General features: G+C 70.6%; 21 protein-coding genes. 7 read left to right on the top strand and 14 right to left on the bottom strand.

All coding sequences use genetic code 11. The features are described from left to right. Window positions 1-5: 5 nt before the first annotated feature. The 3 genes from modA to ACTJKJ_RS23425 form a co-directional block, all read right to left on the bottom strand. A complete protein-coding gene (gene modA, locus ACTJKJ_RS23435; RefSeq protein WP_440822405.1) occupies window positions 6-773 on the bottom strand; it encodes a molybdate ABC transporter substrate-binding protein in 768 nt (255 codons plus the stop codon). Between the two features lie 286 nt (window positions 774-1,059). After that, window positions 1,060-1,383, bottom strand: a complete 324-nt coding sequence (locus ACTJKJ_RS23430; RefSeq protein WP_091729174.1) for a winged helix-turn-helix domain-containing protein — start codon at window positions 1,381-1,383, stop codon at window positions 1,060-1,062. Between the two features lie 86 nt (window positions 1,384-1,469). Continuing rightward, window positions 1,470-3,605 carry a diguanylate cyclase domain-containing protein gene (locus ACTJKJ_RS23425; RefSeq protein ID WP_440822403.1) on the bottom strand — a complete coding sequence of 712 codons (2,136 nt, stop codon included), beginning with the start codon at window positions 3,603-3,605 and terminating at the stop codon, window positions 1,470-1,472. 276 nt (window positions 3,606-3,881) lie between these two features. Between ACTJKJ_RS23425 and ACTJKJ_RS23420 the strand changes: the two genes are divergently transcribed. The 4 genes from ACTJKJ_RS23420 (at window position 3,882) to ACTJKJ_RS23405 (ending at window position 8,023) form a co-directional block, all read left to right on the top strand. Then, the gene (locus tag ACTJKJ_RS23420; protein ID WP_440822440.1) at window positions 3,882-5,270 is read left to right on the top strand and encodes a circularly permuted type 2 ATP-grasp protein; all 1,389 of its coding nucleotides are present in this window, start codon (window positions 3,882-3,884) and stop codon (window positions 5,268-5,270) included. Between the two features lie 79 nt (window positions 5,271-5,349). Continuing rightward, a complete protein-coding gene (locus tag ACTJKJ_RS23415; RefSeq protein ID WP_183493209.1) occupies window positions 5,350-6,318 on the top strand; it encodes an alpha-E domain-containing protein in 969 nt (322 codons plus the stop codon). Between the two features lie 55 nt (window positions 6,319-6,373). Next, window positions 6,374-7,237: a transglutaminase family protein gene (locus ACTJKJ_RS23410; RefSeq protein WP_440822400.1), complete on the top strand. Its 864-nt coding sequence runs from the start codon at window positions 6,374-6,376 to the stop codon at window positions 7,235-7,237. Window positions 7,238-7,288: 51 nt separating this feature from the next. Further along, on the top strand, window positions 7,289-8,023 hold the full coding sequence (locus tag ACTJKJ_RS23405; protein WP_297379691.1) for a proteasome-type protease: 735 nt from the start codon (window positions 7,289-7,291) through the stop codon (window positions 8,021-8,023). 17 nt (window positions 8,024-8,040) lie between these two features. On the opposite strand, the gene ACTJKJ_RS23400 is transcribed toward ACTJKJ_RS23405, so the two are convergent. From ACTJKJ_RS23400 to ACTJKJ_RS23355, 10 genes are all read right to left on the bottom strand, one after another. Further along, window positions 8,041-8,511 carry a YybH family protein gene (locus ACTJKJ_RS23400; protein WP_440822398.1) on the bottom strand — a complete coding sequence of 157 codons (471 nt, stop codon included), beginning with the start codon at window positions 8,509-8,511 and terminating at the stop codon, window positions 8,041-8,043. Between the two features lie 65 nt (window positions 8,512-8,576). Beyond that, window positions 8,577-8,987 carry a hypothetical protein gene (locus tag ACTJKJ_RS23395; RefSeq protein WP_297379685.1) on the bottom strand — a complete coding sequence of 137 codons (411 nt, stop codon included), beginning with the start codon at window positions 8,985-8,987 and terminating at the stop codon, window positions 8,577-8,579. Further along, window positions 8,984-9,691: a DUF433 domain-containing protein gene (locus tag ACTJKJ_RS23390; RefSeq protein WP_297379682.1), complete on the bottom strand. Its 708-nt coding sequence runs from the start codon at window positions 9,689-9,691 to the stop codon at window positions 8,984-8,986. Before ACTJKJ_RS23390 ends, ACTJKJ_RS23395 begins: the two co-directional genes overlap by 4 nt. A gap of 100 nt (window positions 9,692-9,791) precedes the next feature. After that, complete coding sequence (locus ACTJKJ_RS23385) at window positions 9,792-10,601, bottom strand: amino acid ABC transporter ATP-binding protein (protein ID WP_440822395.1); 810 nt, start codon at window positions 10,599-10,601, stop codon at window positions 9,792-9,794. Then, window positions 10,585-11,238: an amino acid ABC transporter permease gene (locus ACTJKJ_RS23380; RefSeq protein WP_091729197.1), complete on the bottom strand. Its 654-nt coding sequence runs from the start codon at window positions 11,236-11,238 to the stop codon at window positions 10,585-10,587. The genes ACTJKJ_RS23385 and ACTJKJ_RS23380 overlap by 17 nt, the downstream gene beginning before the upstream one ends. Continuing rightward, the gene (locus ACTJKJ_RS23375) at window positions 11,235-11,960 is read right to left on the bottom strand and encodes an amino acid ABC transporter permease (RefSeq protein WP_183483477.1); all 726 of its coding nucleotides are present in this window, start codon (window positions 11,958-11,960) and stop codon (window positions 11,235-11,237) included. Before ACTJKJ_RS23375 ends, ACTJKJ_RS23380 begins: the two co-directional genes overlap by 4 nt. 72 nt (window positions 11,961-12,032) lie before the next feature. Continuing rightward, window positions 12,033-12,842 carry a transporter substrate-binding domain-containing protein gene (locus tag ACTJKJ_RS23370; RefSeq protein WP_440822393.1) on the bottom strand — a complete coding sequence of 270 codons (810 nt, stop codon included), beginning with the start codon at window positions 12,840-12,842 and terminating at the stop codon, window positions 12,033-12,035. Continuing rightward, window positions 12,839-13,630, bottom strand: a complete 792-nt coding sequence (locus ACTJKJ_RS23365) for a GntR family transcriptional regulator (RefSeq protein WP_440822391.1) — start codon at window positions 13,628-13,630, stop codon at window positions 12,839-12,841. The genes ACTJKJ_RS23370 and ACTJKJ_RS23365 overlap by 4 nt, the downstream gene beginning before the upstream one ends. A gap of 144 nt (window positions 13,631-13,774) precedes the next feature. Next, the gene (nadC, locus tag ACTJKJ_RS23360; protein ID WP_440822389.1) at window positions 13,775-14,635 is read right to left on the bottom strand and encodes a carboxylating nicotinate-nucleotide diphosphorylase; all 861 of its coding nucleotides are present in this window, start codon (window positions 14,633-14,635) and stop codon (window positions 13,775-13,777) included. A 25-nt stretch (window positions 14,636-14,660) separates the two neighbouring features. Next, a complete protein-coding gene (locus tag ACTJKJ_RS23355) occupies window positions 14,661-15,359 on the bottom strand; it encodes a fumarylacetoacetate hydrolase family protein (protein ID WP_091729217.1) in 699 nt (232 codons plus the stop codon). Window positions 15,360-15,457: 98 nt separating this feature from the next. On the opposite strand from ACTJKJ_RS23355, the gene ACTJKJ_RS23350 reads away from it, so the two are divergent. From ACTJKJ_RS23350 to ACTJKJ_RS23340, 3 genes are all read left to right on the top strand, one after another. Further along, window positions 15,458-16,720 carry a septal ring lytic transglycosylase RlpA family protein gene (locus tag ACTJKJ_RS23350; protein WP_440822387.1) on the top strand — a complete coding sequence of 421 codons (1,263 nt, stop codon included), beginning with the start codon at window positions 15,458-15,460 and terminating at the stop codon, window positions 16,718-16,720. Between the two features lie 175 nt (window positions 16,721-16,895). Beyond that, window positions 16,896-18,050: a GGDEF domain-containing protein gene (locus ACTJKJ_RS23345; protein WP_091729223.1), complete on the top strand. Its 1,155-nt coding sequence runs from the start codon at window positions 16,896-16,898 to the stop codon at window positions 18,048-18,050. Between the two features lie 25 nt (window positions 18,051-18,075). Further along, a complete protein-coding gene (locus ACTJKJ_RS23340) occupies window positions 18,076-19,254 on the top strand; it encodes a diguanylate cyclase domain-containing protein (protein WP_440822384.1) in 1,179 nt (392 codons plus the stop codon). Window positions 19,255-19,297: 43 nt separating this feature from the next. Here the strand turns inward: ACTJKJ_RS23340 and ACTJKJ_RS23335 are convergent, their stop codons facing one another. Next, complete coding sequence (locus tag ACTJKJ_RS23335; RefSeq protein WP_297379647.1) at window positions 19,298-21,568, bottom strand: TonB-dependent siderophore receptor; 2,271 nt, start codon at window positions 21,566-21,568, stop codon at window positions 19,298-19,300. Window positions 21,569-21,629: the final 61 nt, after the last annotated feature.

Raw genomic sequence — 21,629 nt, 5'->3', positions numbered from 1 at the left:
GGCGATCAGGGCTTCCGGAAGCCGTGCCGGGCGAGCACCGCTTGGCCGGCCGCCGAGGTGACGAAGTCCAGGAAGCGCTTGCCGCCTTCGGCATTCGCGCCGCCGGTCGTCACGGCGATGGGGTAGGAGATGGGCGCCGGCGTCGGCACGCTGAACAGGATGCGCACCTTGTCCTTGAACACCAGCGCGTCGGTCATGTAGACGAAGCCGGCCTCGGTTTCGCCGCGCGACACGTAGTCCAGCGCCTGCCGCACGTTCTGCGCGAAGACCGCCTTGGGCTCGATGGCCGACCACAGCCCGGCCTGCTCGAGGGCGGCCTTGGCGTAGCGGCCGGCGGGCACGCCCTCGGGCCGCCCGATCGCGACGCGCTTCACGACGGGCTGCTGCAGGTCGGACAGGGTCTTCAACGTCGCGCCGCCTTCGGCGGGCGTGATCACCACGAGTGCGTTGCTGACGAAGTTGCGCCGCGTGCCTTCGACCAGCAGCTTCTGTTGCTGGGCCTTGTCCATCGTCTCCTGGTCGGCGGAGGCGAAGACGTCGACTGGCGCGCCCTTGGCGATCTGGGCGAGGAGTGCGTCCGATGCGGCGAAGTTGAACTGGAGCTTCGTGCCCGGATGCGCGGCCTCGAAGGCTGGTGCCAGTTCCCTGAACGCGTTGGTCAGGCTGGCGGCTGCGGAGACGGTGATCTCGGCCGCCTGCGCCAGGCCCGCGGCCATCAGCGCGAGGGCCAGCGCGGCGACGCGTCGGGTGATCGAAAGGGAGGTCGAGCGCATGGCGATTCCTCGTAGGAGCCGTCGACGAAACGAAGCCCCGCAATATATCCCAGGATATTGCGCACCCCTTCGCCGACCGCCCCCTCCCCCGCACTGCGCCTCGTTGAAGTACTCCCCCACCGCACTGCGCCTCGCTGAAGTGCTCGGTGTGTCGACGCTGGCGGCGCCGGTGCCCCTCCGAGCGATTGCCGAGCGTGCGGAGGCGCTTGAGCGAGGAGGGGCACCGGCGCTGCCGGCGTCCGCTCGGTCTGAGCCTAGTCGCCTCACGCCGCGCCGTGGCCGTGCCTCAAGTCGCCAGCAGTTTCATCAACTGCCGGATTTCCGGCTTGGCAGCTTGAAGTGCGGTGTCCTCGATCTGTCGATAGAGCGTGATCAGCGCGCGTCCCGAGTCGGTCAGCGCGCTGCCACCGCCTTTGGCGCCACCGGCTGCGGTGGCGACGGCGGGCGTCTTCAGTGCGCGGTTGAGTTCATCGATCAGCAGCCAGGCGCGTCGGTAGGACATGTCCAGCGACTTGGCGGCTGCCGTGATGGAGCCGGTTTCGTCGAGCGCCTGGAGCAAGGCGATTTTTCCGGGCCCGATGGCGATGATGTCGCCGACGGTCACGCGCATGCGGAGTTTGAGGCTTGGCTTGGGCTTCACGGGAGGAGGAGTCGGGCGGGCCACCATGCGGCGCATTAAACCTGATGCCGGCGCGCTCAGTCGGCCAGCCGCCAGCAGCCGCGGCCGGCCGCCTTCGCCGCATAGAGCGCATCGTCGGCGCGGCCGAGCAGCGCCACTTCGCCTTCCTGGCCGCCGTCGTGGCAGGCGATGCCGATGCTGGTGGACAGCTGCAGCTGCTGCCCCTGCAGCGTCAGCGGCGCCTTCACCGCGTCCAGCACCTTGCGCGCGACACCGGTGGCTTCGTCCGGCGCGTTCAGGTTCTCGAGGATCAGCACGAACTCGTCGCCGGCCAGGCGGCAGAGCTGGTCGGTCTCGCGGATCGCGCCGCGCACCCGGTCGGCGAAGGCCCGCAGCACCGCGTCGCCGGCCGCATGCCCCAGCGAATCGTTCACCTGCTTGAAGTGGTCCAGGTCCAGGAACATCAGCGCCAGCGTCCGGCCGCTGCGGCGGTTGCGCGCCAGCGATTCCGACAGGCGGGACTCGAACTGGCGCCGGTTCGGCAGCCCCGTCAGCGGATCGACGCGGCTGAGCTGGTCCAGCTCCCGCTCGACCTGCTTGAACGCGGTGATGTCGGTGGCCAGCGTGTAGACGCCGGCCACGCGGCCATCGGGCTGCACGTCGGGCACGTATTCGGCCAGCAGGTCCCGCACCACGCCGTTGGCTTCGGAGCGCGTCTCGAAGCGCTGCCGCGCACCGGCCAGCGCCGCCTTCAGGAAGGGCAGCCGCTGCTCGTGCAGCACCGGCCCGATGACGTCGGCCAGCGGCCGGTCCAGGGCCTCCTCCGGCGCCATGCCCATCCAGGCGCGGAAGGTCGCGTTGAGGAACCGGATCCGGTGCTCCGCGTCGATGTAGGAGATCAGCACCGGCAGGTTGTCGGCGATGGTGCGCAGCCGGCGCTCGATGGATTCCTGGCGCAGCAGCGCGTCGTGCAGCTCCAGCGTGCGCGCCTGCACCCGCAGCTCCAGCGAGGCGTTCAGCTCGGCCAGCGAGCGGTCCTGGTCGGCCTGGCGGTGCGCCAGGTCGTTCAGCGCCTGCGACAGCACCGCCGCCTCGCGGTAGCCGCCGACGGCGGGCAGATTCTCCTCGCTGAGATGACGGCGCTGCGCGATCGCGGCGGCCAGCTCGCGCAGCGGCCGGCTGATGCGCCGGGCCAGCCACCAGCTCAGCGGCACCGCCAGCGCCAGCATCAGGATCGCGCTCAGCGCGATCTGGCGTCGCAGGCCGTAGTAGTCGGCCAGCGCCACGGCCACCGGCTGGCGCACCAGCACCGTCCAGCCCAGTCCCGGATAAGGCCCGTAGCCCTGGCTGGGCACGCCGACCGCGAAGTATTCGACACCGCCGGCCTCATGGTGGCGCAGCCCCTGTCCGCTCTCCACGCCGATCGGCAGCTTCTTGCCCTCCTGGTCCGAGGGTCCCAGGATCACCACCCCGTCCTTGCCCAGCACCAGCGCGTCGGCCTGGTGGGAGGCCATGGTCGCGTCGATCAGTTCGCTCTTGATCTGGCGCGCCCAGCCCCAGCTCAGGTGGACGCCGAACACGCCCTGCAACTGCCCGCGCCCATCCAGCAGCGGCACCGCGAAGTCGACGAAGCGCCAGGGCTCGTTCTGGCGCGGCAGCAGTTTTTCCAGCAGCAGCGCCGCATGCACGTCGCCGACGAAGGGCTGGCCGCCCCGCGCGCCCTGCCACCACGGTCGCTTGGAGACGTCCACCCCGTCCAGCAGGCCGCCAGCGGCCGCCAGCACCTTGCCCTGCGCGTCGGTCACGCCCAGCCACGCGAAGTGGTCGAAGCCGACCTGGACCTGATCCAGCGCGCGACGCATCCCCTCGGGCTCGTCGAAGCGGCGGAAGGGCTCCAGCTGCGCCAGCACCCGCACTTCCTTGAACTGCTGCGCCATGCCGCGGTCGAGCGCGTCGCGGAAGTCCACGGCCACCTGCCGCAGCGACTCCACCGCGCGCCGCTCGGCGTGGGCGCGGGCGAAGTTCTCGATCAGCAGCGCGGTGATCAGCAGCGCCGTCGCCACCGCGGCCAGCACCATCGCGGTGAGCCAGCGGCCGAGCGAGGCCCGCGAGCCGCGCGGCGGAATGAAACCGTCCTGGCCGCCGGCGGCGGCGGAGCCGCCCGGTCGTCCGGGCGTGGGAGGAGGCGGGAGCGCCTGGGAGTGATCGTGCATCACGGAGTTGTATCGAGAGCGGCGACCGGCCGCAACGCGGGATAGTGCCACTGCACCAGCGGTGGGCGATGACGGAACCTGCCGAGGCACCGTCACGGGGCAGGCTTTGCAGGCGCACCAAAACCGGTCAAGCTCGGGCCCGTGCCGGCCCCACCAGGGCGTCGGGCTGGGCACGGGCCTTGCAACCTGCCCCGCCGGGCCGCCGCCCGGAGGCGGTCCGTCCCTGGAGACCCCATGCATGCGCTGACTTTGCCGGCCGCCGGCCATTACGACGAGATGCTGCTGCAAAGCGGCGCGATCCGGCCCAGCTACCAGGCCTTCGCGGACTGGCTGCACGCACAGACGCCGGAGGCGCTCGCGAAGAAGCGGGCCGAGGCCGATCTGCTGTTCCACAAGGTGGGCATCACCTTCGCCGTCTACGGCGACGAGGCTGGCGCGGAGCGCCTCATCCCCTTCGACACCGTCCCCCGGATCGTCCCGGCCGACGAGTGGCGGATGCTCGAACGCGGCCTGCGCCAGCGCGTCACCGCGCTCAACCGCTTCCTGTGGGACATCTATCACGAGCATGAGATCGTGAAGGCCGGCCTGATCCCGGCCGAGCAGGTCTTCGCGAATGCGCAGTATCAGCCGGCGATGCAGGGGCTGGACCTGCCGCTGGGCGTCTACGCCCACATCACCGGCGTCGACCTGATCCGGCATGCCGACGGCGGTTATTACGTGCTCGAGGACAACCTGCGCGTCCCCTCCGGCGTCAGCTACATGCTGGAGAACCGCAAGATGATGATGCGGCTCTTCCCCGAGCTGTTCGCCAAGTACGCGATCGCGCCGGTCGCGCACTATCCGGCGCTGCTGCTCAACACGCTGCGCCAGGCCAGCCCGGCGGACAACCCGACCGTCGTCGTGCTGACGCCGGGACCGTTCAACTCGGCCTACTTCGAGCATGCCTTCCTCGCGCAGCAGATGGGCGTCGAGCTGGTCGAGGGCCAGGACCTGTTCGTCAAGGACGGCTTCGTGTTCATGCGCACCACCGTCGGCCCCAAGCGTGTGGACGTGATCTATCGCCGCATCGACGACGCGTTCCTCGACCCGCTGGCCTTCCGCGCGGATTCGATGCTGGGCGTGCCGGGGCTGCTGTCGGTCTACAAGCAGGGGCACGTGGTGCTGGCCAATGCGATCGGGACCGGCGTCGCGGACGACAAGTCCATCTACCCCTACGTGCCGGACATGATCCGGTTCTACCTCGGCGAGGAGCCCATCCTGCACAACGTGCCGACCTGGCAATGCCGCAAGCCCGAGGACCTCGACCATGTGCTGAACCACATGGCGGACCTGGTGGTGAAGGAGGTCCACGGCGCCGGCGGCTACGGGATGCTGGTCGGGCCGGCGTCGACGGCGGCCGAGGTCGCCGACTTCAAGGAGCGGGTCAAGGCCAACCCGGCCAACTACATCGCGCAGCCGACGCTGTGCCTGTCGAGCTGCCCGACCTTCGTCGAGCGCGGCATCGCGCCCCGCCACATCGACCTGCGGCCCTTCGTGCTCTCGGGCCGCGAGGTCAACATGGTGGCCGGCGGCCTGACGCGCGTCGCGCTGAAGGCCGGCTCGCTGGTCGTCAATTCGTCGCAGGGCGGCGGGACGAAAGACACCTGGATCCTGGAGAGAACATGATGCGCGCACGCCCACTTCCTTCGCTGGCCGTCGACGCGGCGCCAGCATCCCTGGAGCGCGGCCCGGCGGGAGGCTCGACATGCTGAGCCGCACCGCCGCCCAGCTCTACTGGATGAGCCGCTACCTGGAGCGCGCCGAGAACCTCGTGCGGATGCTCGACGTGACGCATTCGCTGTCGCTGCTGCCGCAGTCGCGCGGCGCCGCGACGGAGCTGGCCGCGCCGCTCGCGGTGACCGGCACGCTCGAGGCCTACCAGGCGCGTCATCCCGGCCTGAGCGCCGAGCAGCTGTTCCGCTTCATGGGGCTGGACCTGGACAACCCGGCCTCGGTGCTGTCCTGCATCCGTCAGGCGCGGGAGAACGCGCATGCGGTGCGCGGCCAGATCACCGCCGAGATGTGGGAAGCCATCAACACCAGTTGGCTGGAGGCGCGAGGACTCGCGCGCAAGGGCTTCGCCGAGCCGTCGTCCTTCTTCGACTGGGTGAAGGAACGCTCTCACCTCTTCCGCGGCGCCACCTACGGCACGCTGCAGCGCAACGACGCCTACTGCTTCATCCGGCTCGGCACCTTCGTCGAGCGCGCCGACAACACCGCGCGCTTGCTGGACGTGAAGTCCCAGCTGATCGCGCCGGCGGTGGACACGCTGGCGCCGGTCGACGCGCCCAGCGAGAGCGCGCCCGACTTCTACGCCTGGAACGCGCTGCTGCGCTCGCTCTCGGCCTTCGAGGCGTATCACGCCGCCTACCGCGACAGCCTCAACGGCCGCCGCGTGACGGAGCTGCTGATCCTGCGCCCGGACGTGCCGCGCTCGCTGCGCGCCTGCTGCGACGAGATCCGGTCCATCCTGCCGCAGATCGAGGCCCGCGGCGGCGCCGAGGACGCCGGCCGCACCGCCAAGCAGAGCGCCAGCCGGCTCGCGCTACGGCTGGAGTACGGTGCGGTGGACGAGATCCTCGAGCAGGGCCTGCATCCGTGGCTGACGGGCTTCCTGGAAGACTCGGCGCGCCTGAGCCTGGACATCCAGCAGGCCTACTTCGAAGCGCAATGACCTCGGCGCCGACCGCGTCGTTCCGACGCGGCGGACGCCACCCGGAGACAAGGCCATGCACCTGCACATCTCGCACGAGACGGTCTACGACTACGACGCGCCGGTGGCGCGCAGCACGCAGTATCTGCGCCTCACGCCGCGCGCGGGCCGTGGCCTGCGCGTGCTGCACTGGCATCTGGAACTGCCGGCACCGGCGAGCGCCTGCAAGGACGCGTTCGGCAACACCATGCATGTGCTGAGCCTGGACGGTCCGCGGCGCGACATCGTCCTGCGCGCGGTCGGCGAGGTCGACACCAGCGATGCGCCCCCCACGCCCGATCCCGAGGATGAACTGCCCGCGCCGCTGTTCCTGCGCGACAGCCCACTGACGCGCGCGGACGAGCCGCTGCGGCAGTTCGCCGCGAGCTTCGCCGACGCCGCGACCGCCGATGCCCACGGCGCGCTGCTGGCGCTGATGGCGGCGCTGGGCGAGCGCATGCCCTACGTGCGGGGCTACACCGACGCGGCCACGCCGGCGGCGCAGGCCTTCGCCACCGGTCACGGCGTCTGCCAGGACCACGCGCAGGTCTTCGTCTGCTGCGCGCGGCTGCTGGGGCTGCCGGCGCGATATGTGTCGGGCTACCTGGCCACCGACTTCGAACATGTGGCCAGCCATGCCTGGGCCGAGGTGCGCCTGCCCGACGCCACGCCGACAGCGACGACGGCGACGGACGGTCGTGACGCATCGCACGGCATGGCGGGCGGCTGGCTGGGTTACGACATCAGCAACCAGTGCCTGGCCGATGGTCGCTACGTGAAGCTGGCGATCGGCGCCGACTATCTGGACGCCTGTCCCGTGCGCGGCGTACGAACAGGCGGCGGGCTCGAAACCATGCGGGCCGAAGTGCTCGTGAAGCCCGGCACGGCCGATCAGCAATGACGAAGGGCGCCTCGCCCACAAGCGCGAATTGATCGGCTACGCTCGCGCCCCATGACTTACTGTGTTGCCATGCGGCTGCGTGCCGGCCTGCTGTTCGCGTCGGATTCCCGCACCAACGCGGGCGTGGATCACATCGCGACCTTCCGCAAGATGAATGTGTTCGAGCAGCCTGGCGAACGCCTGATCACGCTGCTCAACGCCGGCAACCTGGCGACGACGCAGAGCGTGGTGAGTTTGCTGCGCCAGCGCGCGGTCGGCCAGGGCGCGCACCTGATGAACCTGACCTCGATGTACGACGTCGCGGAGCTGGTGGGCAAGACCCTCAAGGAAGTGGTCGCGCGCGACAGCGATGGTCCCGGCCAGCTCAACCAGGGCGTGGACTTCGGCGCCAACTTCATCGTCGGCGGCCAGATCCGGGGCGAGGTGCCGCGGATTTTCCATGTCTATCCGCAGGGCAACTTCATCGAGGCCACGGAAGACACGCCCTACCTGCAGATCGGCGAATCCAAGTACGGCAAGCCCATCATCGACCGCGTGATCGATTTCGACAGCTCGCTGGCCGAGGCCACCAAGTGCGCGCTGATCTCGTTCGACTCGACGATCCGCAGCAACCTGTCGGTGGGCCTGCCCATCGACATGCTGCTCTACAAGACCGACAGCTTCGCGCCGGCGCAGCCCCACCGCATCACGCGGGAGGATCCCTACTTCATGAAGGTGAGCCAGGGCTGGGGCGGCGGCCTCAAGCGCGTCTTCGAGCAGCTGCCGGACGAGGACTGGTTCGCGTGAGCGAGCCCCGCTGACGCTCAGCGCTTGCAGTCGCAGACGTCGCTGCCGTTGTCGAAGACGACGCGCCAGCGGCCATCGGGATCGAGTCGCCAGGTCGACGCGAAGCGCGCGACCAGCTTGCCCTTCGCATGCACCGGTCTGGTCGAATAGGCGAGCTTGCCGTCCGGCAGTGCCTCGACAAGATCGGGCGCCCATGAGAACGGCGCCTCGGCGCCTTCGAAGAAGCGCTTCCATTCCGCGAGCACGGCTGCCCGGCCGCGCAGCGGCTTGCTGCCGTTGATGAAGATCGCGTCCTCCGCGACGAATTCGGCGAATGCCTTGAAGTCGCGTTTGGCCATGGTCGCGGCGAAGGCGATCTCGGCCTCGCGCACCGCGGACGCGCCACTCGGCGCCACCGCCTGCGCCTGCAACGGCGCCATGAACGAAACCGCCAGCATGCCGGCGGTCAATGCCAAGGGGGATCGAAGGATCGAGCGGCGGTCGGGCATGGCGAGGCTCCTGGTGACGATCTGCGATGGTCGACTGGCCAACGAGTCTAGCCAGTGGCGCAAACCTAGAAGGAAGTCAGCCGGCGCGCGGTGCCCGTCTTCCAAGGCACGCGGTAGACGCCGGTGCGAGCCGTCTTCACGTGCTCCAGGATGATCGGCCACCATTCGACCAGGCGTTCCGCGATCGGCCAGAAGCCTTGATGGTTCCACTGCGGATCGAGGACATAGCCGACGAGTTGGTTCTGCCGAAACGCCTCGCGTTCGGCACCTGCACGCTTCTTCAGCTTGTCGTGCGTCACCACGATCCAATGCGACCCGTGTTCCTTGAGACCGTGCAGCCAGACGATGTCGTCGGTGTTCCCGGGGAAGAGGTCCTTGATGTGGAGGACGCGATCCACCGCGCGTTCCTGCCGACAGAGCGCGTTGACCGCGGCCGCCAGATGGATCGACAGGTTGTTGTCGAACATGAACTTCATGCCTGCATCCTCTTCTCGAAGCGGACGGCCGCCATGACCTCTTCCTCGGTCACCTGCCAGATCCCGGCGACGAACTCACGATCGCCTTTCTCCGCGACGAACGAGTCATGCAGGGTCGTCGTCGTCACGTTGGAGGACAGCAGCACGGACTGGCCGAACTGGCGCGCCGGATCGACCACAATCAATCGCTTCTTCGGCACGGGGAACCATCGCACCGAGTGGCCCAGCGCATCGAACTCGACATCGTCAAACAGCGATGGACGAATCACGCTGCCGAACACGAATTGGCGCCCCCGCACGTCCAGCAGCTTGCCGCGCTGGCCGGACCCCTCGACGGCGTCCATGAAGATGCGCCTGCCATCGCTGAGGAAGCGCTTGGACTGCAGCGGATAGGGTCCGATCACCTCCCGGGCGATATCGATCGTCGCCCGGACCGTTTGCAGCGGAACCCCTTGCTCGATGAACCGCGTGACCACGCGCAGCTCCATCAGGTCCTTGAAGCCCAGCAGATAGTCGCTGCCGATCCGCTCGTCGTCCCAGTACTGCAGCTGCCAGAGCGGCGGCGACGTCGTGATGCCGCGCTTCGTCTTGCGCGAGTACCCCTTCAACCAGCGTCGCACGCTGCGCAGGTCGGCGCCCACCAGTTGAGCGGCGCGCTCGATGTCGTAGAGGCCGGTTCCGATCAGGGTGTGACGTTGGCTCATGACGGGGCAGTCTAAGCACGCCCCGACGACACGAAATCAAGCCACCGGCCAGCCGTTGGCGCCGCGACACGCCCCTTTCGACGGCCCCCTCCCGAGCGACTCACTCATCCAGCGACTTCAGGAACTGCCTCAGCTCCGGCGTCCTCGGCGCGCCGAAGATCTCGGCCGGCGGTCCGATCTCGTGCACGCGGCCCTGGTGCATGAAGATCACCCGGTCCGCCACCTTGCGCGCGAAGCTCATCTCGTGCGTGACCATCAGCAGGGTCATGCCCTCCTCGGCCAGCGACTCCACCACCCGCAGCACCTCGCCCACCAGTTCGGGGTCCAGCGCCGAGGTGATCTCATCGCACAGCAGCACCTGCGGCTCCATCGCCAGCGCCCGCGCGATCGCCACGCGCTGCTGCTGACCGCCGGACAGCTGGTCCGGCATCGCGTCGAACTTCTCCGCCAGCCCCACCCGCGCCAGCAGCGTCCGCGCCTGCTCGGCGGCGTCCTGGTCGGAGCGCTTCTTCACCAGCGTCGGCGCCAGCATCACGTTGCGCCCCACGCTCAGGTGTGGGAACAGGTTGAAGCCCTGGAAGATCATGCCCACCTGCTGCCGCAGCGCGCGCATCGCCATCGCGCTGTCGTGCAGCAGCGGCTTGTCGGCCACGCGCAGGGAGCCGTCCTGGAACTGCTCCAGGCCGTTGATGCAACGCAGCAGCGTGCTCTTGCCCGAGCCGCTCTTGCCGATCAGCGCGATCACCTCGCCGCGCATCACGTCCAGGTCGATGCCCTTGAGCACCTCGTTGGTCCCGTAGGACTTGCGCAGCGCGGTGATGCGCACGATGGGCACGCCCGGCACGGGCGCGGAAGCGGCGGTCGCGACGTCGGCGGTATCGGCGCTCACGGTCTCAGGCAGCACGGCCATGTTGCTTCCTCTCCAGATGTTGGGCAGCCAGGCTCACGGGGAAGCACAGCGCGAAATAGAACAGCGCCACGCAGCCGAAGACCAGGAAGGGCTTGAAGCTCGCGTTGGCGATCATCCCGCCCGCCTTGGTCAGCTCGACGAAGCCGATCACCGAGGCCAGCGCGGTTCCCTTGATCACCTGCACCAGGAACCCGACCGTCGGCGCGATTGCCAGGCGCGCGGCCTGCGGCAGGATCACGTGCCGCAGCTGCTCGCCGAAGCTCATGGCCAGGCTGCGCGCGGCCTCCCACTGGCCGCGCGGCACGGCCTCGACGCAGCCGCGCCAGATCTCGACCAGGTAGGCGCTCGTGTAGAGCGTCAGCGCCAGCGACGCCGCCGTCCACGCCGACACCTCGATGCCCAGCAGCGCCAGCCCGAAGTAGGCGAGGAACAGCTGCATCAGCAGCGGCGTGCCCTGGAACAGCGCGACGTAGGCGCCGATCAGGCGCTGCGTCTTGCGGCCCAGGCCGATGCGCAGGCACAGCAGGGTGCCGCCGACCAGGCCACCGCCGATGAAGGCGATCAGCGACAGCGCCACCGTCCAGCGCAGCGCGAGCGCCAGGTTGCGCAGGATGTCCCAGAGGGTGAACTCGATCATGGACGGCTCCCCGTGCCGGTGCCGGCCAGGCGTCGCCACAGCGGCGGGCGTGTCGGTGCCGGCGCGCCGCCGAAGAACCAGCGCGGCCCGGCCCACAGCAGCAGGCGCCGCACCAGCACGGACAGCGCCAGGTAGATCAGCGTCGCGACGATGAAGGCCTCGAACGCGCGGAAGTTGCGGCTCTGGATCAGGTTGGCGGCGTAGCTGAGCTCCTCGGTGGAGATCTGCCCGCACACCGCCGAGCCCAGCATCACGATCACGATCTGGCTCGTCATCGCCGGCCACACCCGCTTGAACGCCGGCGGCAGGATCACGCGCGTGAAGACCTGCGTCGGCCCGAGCGCCAGGCTCTGCGCCGCCTCCCACTGGCCCTTGGGCGCGGCCTGGATGCCGGCGCGCAGGATCTCGGTGCCGTAGGCGCCCAGGTTCAGCGTCATCGCGATCAGCGAGGCGCTGGTCGGCGACAGCTTCACGCCCAGCGACGGCAGGCCGAAAAACACGAAGAACAGCTGCACGATGAACGGCGTGTTCCGCAGCAGCTCGACGTAGACGCCGACCAGGCGCCGCGCCCAGGCCGGCCCGCAGGCGCGCGTCCAGGCGCCCAGCGTCGCGATCGCCAGACCCAGCGGCACCGCGATCACGGTCAGGCCCACGGTCCACGCCAGGCCTCGCAGCAGCAGCGGCCATTCGGCAAGGACGGCGCCGAAGTCGAACTCGATCATGGGCGGCTCCCGCTGGGACCTGCGAAGGGCGCGGTCGGTCTCACGTCAGGCACGGTGGCGATCCGCGTCCGCTCAGAGCGGCAGCTCGCCGGCGCCGCGGCCCAGCCACTTCTTGGACAGCGCCTCGAGCTCGCCCGCCTGCTTGGCCGCCGCGATGATCGCGTTGACCTTGGCCAGCAGCGCGTCCTCGCCCTTGGCGACGCCGATGAAGCACGGGCTGTCCTTGAGCAGCAGCTTGTATTCGACATTCAGGCCGGGCTGGCGCTGCATCAGGTTGCCGGCGACGGCGGCGCTGGTGGCCAGCACCTGCGTCTGGCCGGCGGCGAATGCGGCGATGGTCGCGTTGTTGTCCTCGAAGCGCTTGAACTCCAGCGTCGGCGGCGCGACCTTGGCCAGCTCCTGGTCCTCCATCGCGCCGCGCGTGACCGCGACGCTCTTGCCGGCGAGGTCGGCGAAGCTCTTGATCGCCAGGCTCTTGGGCGCGAAGACCGCCTGATAGAAGGGCGCGTAGGCCGAGCTGAAGGCGATGACCTTCTCGCGCTCCGGGTTCTTGCCGAGCGTGGAGATGACCAGGTCGGCCTTCTTCGTCTGCAGATAGGGAATGCGGTTGGCGCTGGTCACCGGCACCAGCTCGACCTTCACGCCGAGCTTGGCGGCGATCAGCTCGGCCATCGCGACGTCCAGGCCCTGCGGCTTCATGTCGGGACCGACGAAGCCGTAGGGCGGGTAGTCGGTCGGGATGGCGATCTTGATGGTCTTGGCCTTGGTGATCGTGTCCAGCGCGGTCTGCGCCTGGGCGCCCAGCGCGAGCAGGCCCAGGCCCGCGGCCAGCAGCAGGCGGCGCGGCAGCGCGCGGACGGAGGAACGGACGGCGTGGCTCATAACAAGGCTCCTAGGTAGGCGGGGGCGGGATCGGCGGGGTCGGACCCGTCGCGGCGCGCGGCGCGCGGGCGGCGGGAGGTCGAGGGAGCGACGGACGCGGCGGTGGCGGACGGCGACGCGAGCGGCGTCAGCGCCTGCCGCAGCTGGTGCAGCGGGTCGTCGGTCTGCGTGTCGAGTTGAAGGCCCGACTGCACGCTGGCCAGGTGGGCGGCCATCAGCGCTTCGGCGCCCGCGGCGTCGCCGCGCTCGAGCGCCGCGACGATGGCGACATGCTCCTGGCAGGACTGCGCCGCCTCGTGCGACGACTGGTAGAGCATCGCGATCAGCGTGGTGCGCGCGGTGTAGTCGCGCAGCGTGTCGGCGAGCAGGCTGTTGCCCAGGCACTCGGCCAGGCAGACATGGAAGTCGCCGAGCAGGAAGCTGCGCGCGCCGACGTCGTCGCCGCGCAGCGCGGCCTTCTCCTGCGCCAGGTGTTTCTTCAGCCGCGTCAGCGCCGGCTTGTCGAGGGCGCGGCGGCCGCGCAGCAGGCCGAGCTCGATGACCCGGCGCGCCTCGAAGGCTTCACGGGCCTCCTCGCGCGAGGGCGCGATCAGGTACCAGCCGCGCCGCGCGCTGACGGTGACGATGCCCCGCGCGGCCAGGCGCGTCAGCGCCTCGCGGACGATGGTGCGGCTGCAGTCGAAGAGCAGCGCCAGCGGCTGCTCGCCGAGCCGCGTGCCCGGCGCCAGCTTCTGCGCGAGCACGGCGTCGATGATCCGTTGGCTGATGTCGGTGGCGGTGATGCCCATGCCCAGGGCATTGCAGCTTCCGTGCCAGCGCTGGCTGGTGTACGCCTCACTGGCGCATCTGTCTTGTATGCAAGCCAGGACGACACATGTGCACCGCACTTGTGCACAAGCTTGGTGTGCCGGGCACCGCCGCGGTGCGTCGCCTCAGCCGTCGACCCGCATCGAGTAGTCCACCGCCTTGGCGTCCTTGGTGAGGCGCCCGACCGAGATGCGGTCGACGCCGGTGGCCGCGATCCAGCGCAGCTGGTCGATGGCCACGCCGCCCGACACCTCCAGCAGCGCCCGGCCGCCGGCGATGGCCACCGCCTCGCGCATCATCGGCTCGCTGAAGTTGTCCAGCAGCACGCTGACCGCGCCGGCGGCCAGCGCCTCGCGCAGCTGCTCCAGGGTCTCGACCTCGACCTGGATGGACACGCCGGCGTCCAGCGCCTGCGCCTGCCGCAGCGCCTGCGTCACGCCGCCGGCCGCGGCGATGTGGTTTTCCTTGATCAGGATGCCGTCGTACAGCGCCAGGCGCTGGTTCGCGCCACCGCCCACGCGCACCGCGTACTTCTGCGCCAGGCGCAGCCCGGGCAGGGTCTTGCGCGTGTCCAGCACCGCGCAGCCGCGCGGGTTCGGACTGGCGCCCTCGATGGCGCGGGCATGGGCGCGCGTCGCCGTCGCGGTGCCCGACAGCAGCTGCAGGAAGTTCAGCGCCGGCCGCTCGGCCGAGAGCAGCGAGCGGCCCTCGGCCTCGATGCGACAGACGAGGGTGTCGGGCGCCATGTCGGCGCCCTCGTCGTACAGCCACTCGATCCGCGACGAGCCGTCCAGCGCCAGGAACACGCCCTCGAACCAGTCGCGGCCGCACAGCACCGCCGCCTCGCGCACCCGCACATGGGCCTGCACGCGCCGGCCCGCCGGCACCAGCCGCGCGGTCCAGTCGCTGATGCCGATGTCCTCGAACAGCGCGTCGCGGATGTTGCGCGCGCGGGCCTCGTCCAGGGTCTCGTTGTGGTCGAACATCGTCGCGGTCCCGGCTGCCTCTGGATTACTCGGCGTCGCCGATGGTGATCGACAGCTCGCCGAAGCCCTCGATGACGCCGGTGATCACGTCGCCCGGCTTCACCGGGCCGACGCCTTCGGGCGTGCCGGTGTAGATCAGGTCGCCCGGCGCCAGGTGATAGAACTGCGACAGGTTGGCCACCAGCTCCGGAATGCTCCAGATCATGTCGGACAGGTCACCGCGCTGCTTCTCGACGCCGTTCACCGCCAGCGTGATCGCGCCCTGGGACAGCTCGCCCAGCTCCGAACGCGGCACCAGCGGCGTGATGACGGCCGAATGCTCGAAGCCCTTGCCCAGGTCCCAGGGCCGGCCGATGGCCTTGGCCTCGTTCTGCAGGTCGCGGCGCGTCATGTCCAGGCCGGCGGCATAGCCCCAGACCGCGTCGGCGGCCTGCTCGGGCGTGGCCTTGAAGACCGGCTTGCCGATCGCCACGACCAGTTCCATCTCGTAATGCAGGTTCTTCGTGCCGGGCGCGTAGGGGATGGTGCCGCCCGACGGCGCCAGCGCGCTGGCCGGCTTGGTGAAGTAGAACGGCGGCTCGCGGTCCGGATCGCTGCCCATCTCGCGGGCGTGCGCCGCGTAGTTGCGACCGACGCAGAAGATGCGGCTCACGGCATAGCGCGCATCGCTGCCGCGCACGGCCACGGCGGCCTGCGGCGCTGGGGGGAAGACATAAGTGCTCATGGCGTGCGGAGGTAACGATCGCAACGATCGTGCAAGGAAGGAGGGGAGCGCGGAGCATAACCTTGGCAAATCCACGCGGCATTGCTAGGGTTGCGGCCATGTTTGAAGCCCGCCCCGCCGGCCAGCGCCTGGCCGTCCTGACGTGTGCCCTGATCCTGGCCGCCTGCGCCAGCCGCGGTCCCACCCCCAGCCGCCCCGCCCCGGGCGGCCCCAAGTCCTCCTCCTGGCCCGACCGCGACGGCCCCGACGCCGTCGTCCCGCCCGACCTGCAGAAGGTGCCCGACGCGGTGCCGCGGCTGGAATCCATCCGCAAGGGCGGCCCCAACAAGCCCTACGAGGTGCTGGGCGAGCGCTACGAGCCGATCGCCGACGACAAGCCGCTGGTCCAGAAGGGCCTGGCGTCCTGGTACGGCCGCAAGTTCCACGGCCGGCCGACGTCCAGCGGCGAGATCTACAACATGTACGCGATGACCGCCGCCCACGCGACCATCCCGATCCCGAGCTACGCGCGCGTGCGCAATCCCAAGAATGGCCGGGAGGTCATCGTCCGCATCAATGACCGCGGGCCGTTCCACAAGGGCCGGATCATCGACCTGAGCTACACCGCCGCGCTCAAGCTGGGCGTGCTGAACGGCGTGGCGCCGGTCGAGATCGAGCGCATCACCTACGAGGACATCCGCACCGGCGCCTGGACCCGCGACCGCGACACGCTGTCGCCCGATCCCAAGGTCGCGCCCGACACGCCGGTCTATGCCGCCGCGACACCCAGCGGCGCGCCCGATCCGACGACGACCGCGCAGCTGCGTCCGCCCGCCGCGCCGGTGACCGTGCCGGCGCAGGTGCCGCTGCCGGTGCCGGTGGTTCCGGCGGTGGCGCGCGCCGACAAGCCGGGAACGTCGACCGGCGCGGCGACGGGCACGGCAACGGGCACGACGCCGTCCGCCAATCCGGACGCCAGGCCGGATGCCAGCCTGACGCCGATCCCCATCACCGCGCTGCCGCCCGGCAGCGACCTGCCGCCGTCCGGCCAGTCCAAGGCCGAGGCCATGGCGGTCGCCACCGCCGGCGCCATTGCCGCGGCCGATCCGCAGGCGCCGGTGCCCGCGCTCAAGATCGCCGCGGCGGCGCAGGGCTTCTGGCTGCAGTTCGGCGCCTTCTCGCGGCTCGAAGGCGCGGAGCAGCTGCGCGAGCAGTTCACCCGCGGCATGGAGGAGATCGCGCCGATGCTGACGATCTTCAAGGACCGCAACCTGCACCGCCTGCAGGCCGGCCCCTTCGCGAGCCGCGAGGACGCGCGCGCCGCCGCCGACCGGGTGCGCACCGCGATGTCGCTGACGCCGGTGCTGGTCGAGCGCCGCTGAGCGCCACGGAAGGCCGCTGAGCGCCCGTCGGTCAGCCTGATCGGGCGCGGCCCGCACGCCGATTGCCCCGTTCCACGCGGGGCGCCGTGGGGCGCTTCGTCCCTGGGAGAGGAAGCCGGGGCCGGTGACGACGGCGCGATGGTGCGCCGCGCATCGCCCTGCGAAGATGACCCGCATGCCGCCGCTCGACGCCGCCACGCTGCTGATGGTGATCGCCGTCATCGATACCGTCGCGTGCATCGTCTGGCTCGCGCTGGGCGAGGTGCTGCGCATCGCGCCACGCGCGGCGCGTCGGCTCTCCGCCTATCACGGCGTGTGCGCGCTGGCCTGGTGGCCGGCCTTGCCGGCCGCGATGGAGCGCCTGGTCGCGCTGCCGCTGGACGTGATCGCGGCGGGACTGCTCGCCGCCGGCGTGCGCGGGCTGATGCGGGTGCGCTACGGCGCCCCGGACATCCTCGCGATCGTGGCGCTGGGGCTGGTGGCGACCGCCCTCACCGCGGGCGATCCGGACCTGTCCTCGGCGCGGGCCGTCTCCAACATCGCCGGCGGCGTGCTCGCGCTGATGGCCGCCTGGGACGTCGCCCTCGGCGCCGGTTTCCGCGCCGGCTTGACCGCCATCGTCGTGACGCCCTACCTCGTGCTGGCCGGCGGCTGCCTCTGGCGCGCGGGCGGGCTGCTGGGCTGGACGCCGGCGGGACTGGGCGTCGCCGGGCTGGGCGCCAATGCGCCGCTGGCGATGCTGCGGCTGGTCGTCGACCTGACCATCGCCACCGGCCTGATCGCGCTGGTGATGCAGCGCCTGATCGCGCGCGTGCGTCACCTGACGCGGCGCGACGCCTTGACCGGCCTGCTGAACCGGCGCGCGATCGAGGACCATCTCGCGCGCCTGCAGGCGCTGACCGAGCGCGGCTGCGCCAACGCGGTGATGGTGCTGGACGTGGACCACTTCAAGCGCATCAACGACGAACTGGGGCATGCCGGCGGCGACGCCGCGCTGCAGCACCTGGCCGCCGTGCTGGGCGCGACGCTGCGCGACACCGACTGCTTCGGCCGGCTCGGCGGCGAGGAGTTCGCCGTGCTGCTGCCCGACACCGAGCTCGACGGCGCGATGCTGGTCGCGGAGCGCCTGCGCGAGCTGCTGCAGAAACACCCGCTGGCCTGGGGCGACAAGCTCTGGCCGATCAGCGCGAGCTTCGGCGTCGCCACCATGCGCGCCGGCGACACCCATGGCCACGGCGCGCTATCGCGGGCCGACGCGGCGATGTATGCCGCGAAGGCGCGTGGCCGCAACCGCGTCCTGCGCGCCGCCGGCGAAGCGGAGTTCGCGTGAGTCCCCCGACGATGGAGCCCGCCTGATGCTGCCCGCCGCCGATCCGGTCTCGCTGATCGCCGCACTGGTGGTGCTGTTCGGCATCGCCGCGGTGGTCTGGCTGATGATCGCCGCCGGCCTGCGCGAATCGCCCGGCGCCTGTGCCTGCCTGTCGGGCGCCAACGCGGCGCTGGGCGCTTCGTTCCTGCTCCACGAGGCGCTCGGGCTGGTGTCGCCGCAGCATTACTGGTGGTCGGACCTGCTGTCGCTGATCGCCTTCGCGCTGATCCGGCTGGCGGTGCCGGTGGTGGGCGAGCGGCCCGCGCCCTGGCGCACCGTCGGCGGTGCGACGCTCGCCGTGGGCATCGTCGCCGCGCGCTTCACCGGCGGGCCGGACACGCTCGGGCACAAGCTGCTGATCTACGGCGCGATGGCGGCGCTGGCGATGCTGGCGGCGGTCGATGCCTGGCGCCTGCTGCGCGCGCGCGGCCTGGCCCCGCGCGCGGCGCTGGCGCTGGCCGCGCCGCTGATGGCGGTCGGCCTGCTGCTGCTGGCGCGGCCGGTGGAGGCGCTGCTCGCGCCGGGCCGCACCGCGGACATCGACGTGGCTTCCGACTTCAACATCGCCTGGTTGTGGGCGTCGCTGGTGCTGGCGCTGCTGATCAACGGCTGGATCGCCTTCCTGCTGCTGATGAAGCTGGTGCTGGAGATCCGCCGCCTCACCGAGCGCGACCCGCTGACCGATGCGCTGAACCGGCGCGCGCTGTCCGAGGCGGTCGATGCCGAGCACTCGCGCCAGATGCGCGGCCACGGCTACGCGCTGGTGCTGCTGGACATGGACCGCTTCAAGCAGCTCAACGACACGCTGGGGCATGCGGCCGGCGACGCCGCCTTGAAGGCGCTGGTGCGGGTGCTGCGGCCCTGCCTGCGCGAGGTCGACCGCCTCGCGCGTCTGGGCGGCGAAGAGTTCTGCGTGCTGCTGCCCCACACCGGCATCGCGGGCGCCGCGCTGGTGGCGGAGCGCATGCGCGCGCTGCTGGCCGGCCACGCCTTCGCCTGGGAAGGGCGGGCCTGGACGCTGACGGCCAGCTTCGGCATCGCGGAGTCCTCGGCCGCCGACGTCAGCGCCGCCGAGGTCCTGCGGCGCGCCGACCAGGCGCTCTACCGCGCCAAGGCGCAGGGCCGCAACGTCGTGCAGGCGGTGGAGTTGGAACCGGCGCGCTGAGCGGACCGCGCGGACCGCCGGGTCGGCGCGGCCGCGACCCGCGTCAGAAGCGGCCGCGCACGCTCAGCATCACGCTGCGCGGATCGCCGTAGTTGGGATAGTCCAGGTTGGTCCAGTAGGTCTTGTCGAGCGCATTGCGGATCGACAGGCCCAGGCTGAAGCGCTCGTTGAGCTGGTAGTTCGCATGCAGGTTCAGCAGCGCATAGGCGCCCTGGGTGACGGTGGTCGTTCCCAGGGTCGGATGCGCGATGCCGTAGCCGGTGACGGTGCTCTGGTAGTTCACGCCGCCGCCGACGCTCAGCCGCTCCCAGGCGCCGCCGAAGCGGTAGCTGGTGCTCAGCTGCAGCGTGTGGCGCGGCAGGTTCGCGTAGATCAGGTCCAGCGCGTGGCGGGTGATGCGCGTGTTGGCGTAACCGGCGCTCAGCGTCCAGCCCGGCGCGATCTGGCCGGCGACGTCGACTTCGAAGCCCCGCGTGCGGGTGCCGTTCACGCCGACGTAGGCGGAGCTGCCGTCCGGCAGCGAGCCCTCCGGCACCGCGACGTCGCGCACCGCGTAGTTGTCCTGCTTGGCCTCGAAGACCGCGGCCGACATCGCCAGGCGCTTGTCGAGGAACTCGCCCTTGATGCCGAACTCGGTGTTGCTGCCGCGGATCGGCGAGAGCAGGTTGTCGTTGCGGTCCTTGTAGTTCTGCGGCTTGAACAGATCGGTGTAGCTCGCATAGAGCGAGAGCGCATCGCTCAGGTCGTAGACGATGCCCACATACGGCGAGACCTCGTTGCTGACCTTGTAGGCGCCGGTCGTCCCGGTGTAGGTGCCCGCCGTGTTGAAGGCGTCGGTGGCGGTCTTCCAGTAACTCAGCCGCGCGCCGGTCACCAGCGAGAGCGGCTCCAGCAGCTTCCATCGGCCCATCGCGAAGAGGCCGCTCTGCTCGGTCTCGGCGACGCGCTTGGCGCCGGTGGCGCTGAAGGTCGGCGCCGGCGCGCTGCCGTCCCAGTTGCGGATGTCGGGGATGGCGTAGCTCCAGGCTGCCACCGAGGTGAGCGTGGGCGTGACGGTCGTGGTCTTCACGCCGTTGGCGCCGATCACCAGGTCATGCTTGCGGCCGAACAGCGACAGCGTGCCCGAGGCGTAGACGTCCAGGCTGTCGCGGCGCTCCCAGCTCTTGCCGACGGCCGCCAGCAGCTTCAGGCCGGCGCCGGTGACCGGGTCCGGATAACCGCTGGCGTAGGTGGCCAGCCGGAAGGTGTCGCCTTCGCTGTGGTTGGCGATGGCCTTGAGCGTCCAGTCGTCGCCGAGCTTCTGCTCCAGCTGCGCGTAGAAGGTGCCGTTCTGGCGCGACCAGCGGGTCCAGGACGGCGAGAAGCTGGTCTCGCGCGGCAGGCCGGCGAGCGAGCCGTCCGAGGCAAAGCGCGGGATCGTGCCCCAGATCGGGCCCTGCGGCACGTTGTTCTGGTCCTGGTAGCCCAGCGTGACGGTGGTGCTGGCGCCCAGGTCGGCCTCGACGGTGGCCATGAAGGCCGTCTTGGTCTCGCTGTGGCGCCGGCGGAAGCCGTCGCGCTCCTGCGCCGCCGCGATGAAGCGCGCGCGCACGCGGCCGTCCTCGGTCAGCGGCGTGTTGACGTCGGCCTCGATGCGATGGAAGTCGTCGGTGCCCATCACCAGGCCGCCGTAGGCGGAGAAGGCCTTCTCGGGCCGCTTGCGGATCATGTTGACCGTCGCGGACGGGACGCCCGCGCCGGTGGTCAGCCCGTTGGCGCCGCGCACGACATCGATGCGCGAGTAGAAGACGGTGTCGAACTCCTGCTGCGTGTTGCCGCTGTAGGTGGGGATGCCGTCGATCTGGAAATCGGTGATCTGGAATCCGCGCGCGAAGTACAGCGGGCGCTGCGTGTCGTAGAAGGACACGTTCACGCCGGTGATGTTCTGCATCACGTCGTTGATGCTGATCAGCGTCTCGTTCTCGAGCCGGCTCGCGTCGATGCTGCTCATCGACTGCGGCGTCTCGCGCGCGCTCAGCGGCAGGCGCGTGCTGGCGCCCTCGAGCTTCTTGCGCGCGGCGCTGATGGTCACGCGGTCCAGCGCGTTGCGGCGACCGGCGCGCGGGCCGTCTTCGGCCGCGGATGAGGACGACGGCTCCGCCGCGTCGGGGGCGACCGCGACGGCGGCGTCCGCGGAGACGGTGGACCCGGCGGGTTCAGTCGCCGGCGCGTCGGCGGCGCGGACGGCCAGGGGGTGGGACTCGGCCAGTGCCAGGCCGGTGGATATCAGCAGCGCGACGGCGGCCGCGATGGGGGACAGGGAAGAACGCGACATGAGAAAGAGCAGCAGCAGGCGGGCGCAAGCCCGCACACCGGCGCGCACGGGCGCACCGGCC

The organism is Roseateles sp. 22389, assembly GCF_052044995.1.
Taxonomy (GTDB): Bacteria; Pseudomonadota; Gammaproteobacteria; order Burkholderiales; family Burkholderiaceae_C; genus Roseateles.
The sequence above is the reverse complement of the archived record's forward strand: the minus strand, read 5'-3'. Positions and strand labels throughout refer to the sequence as shown.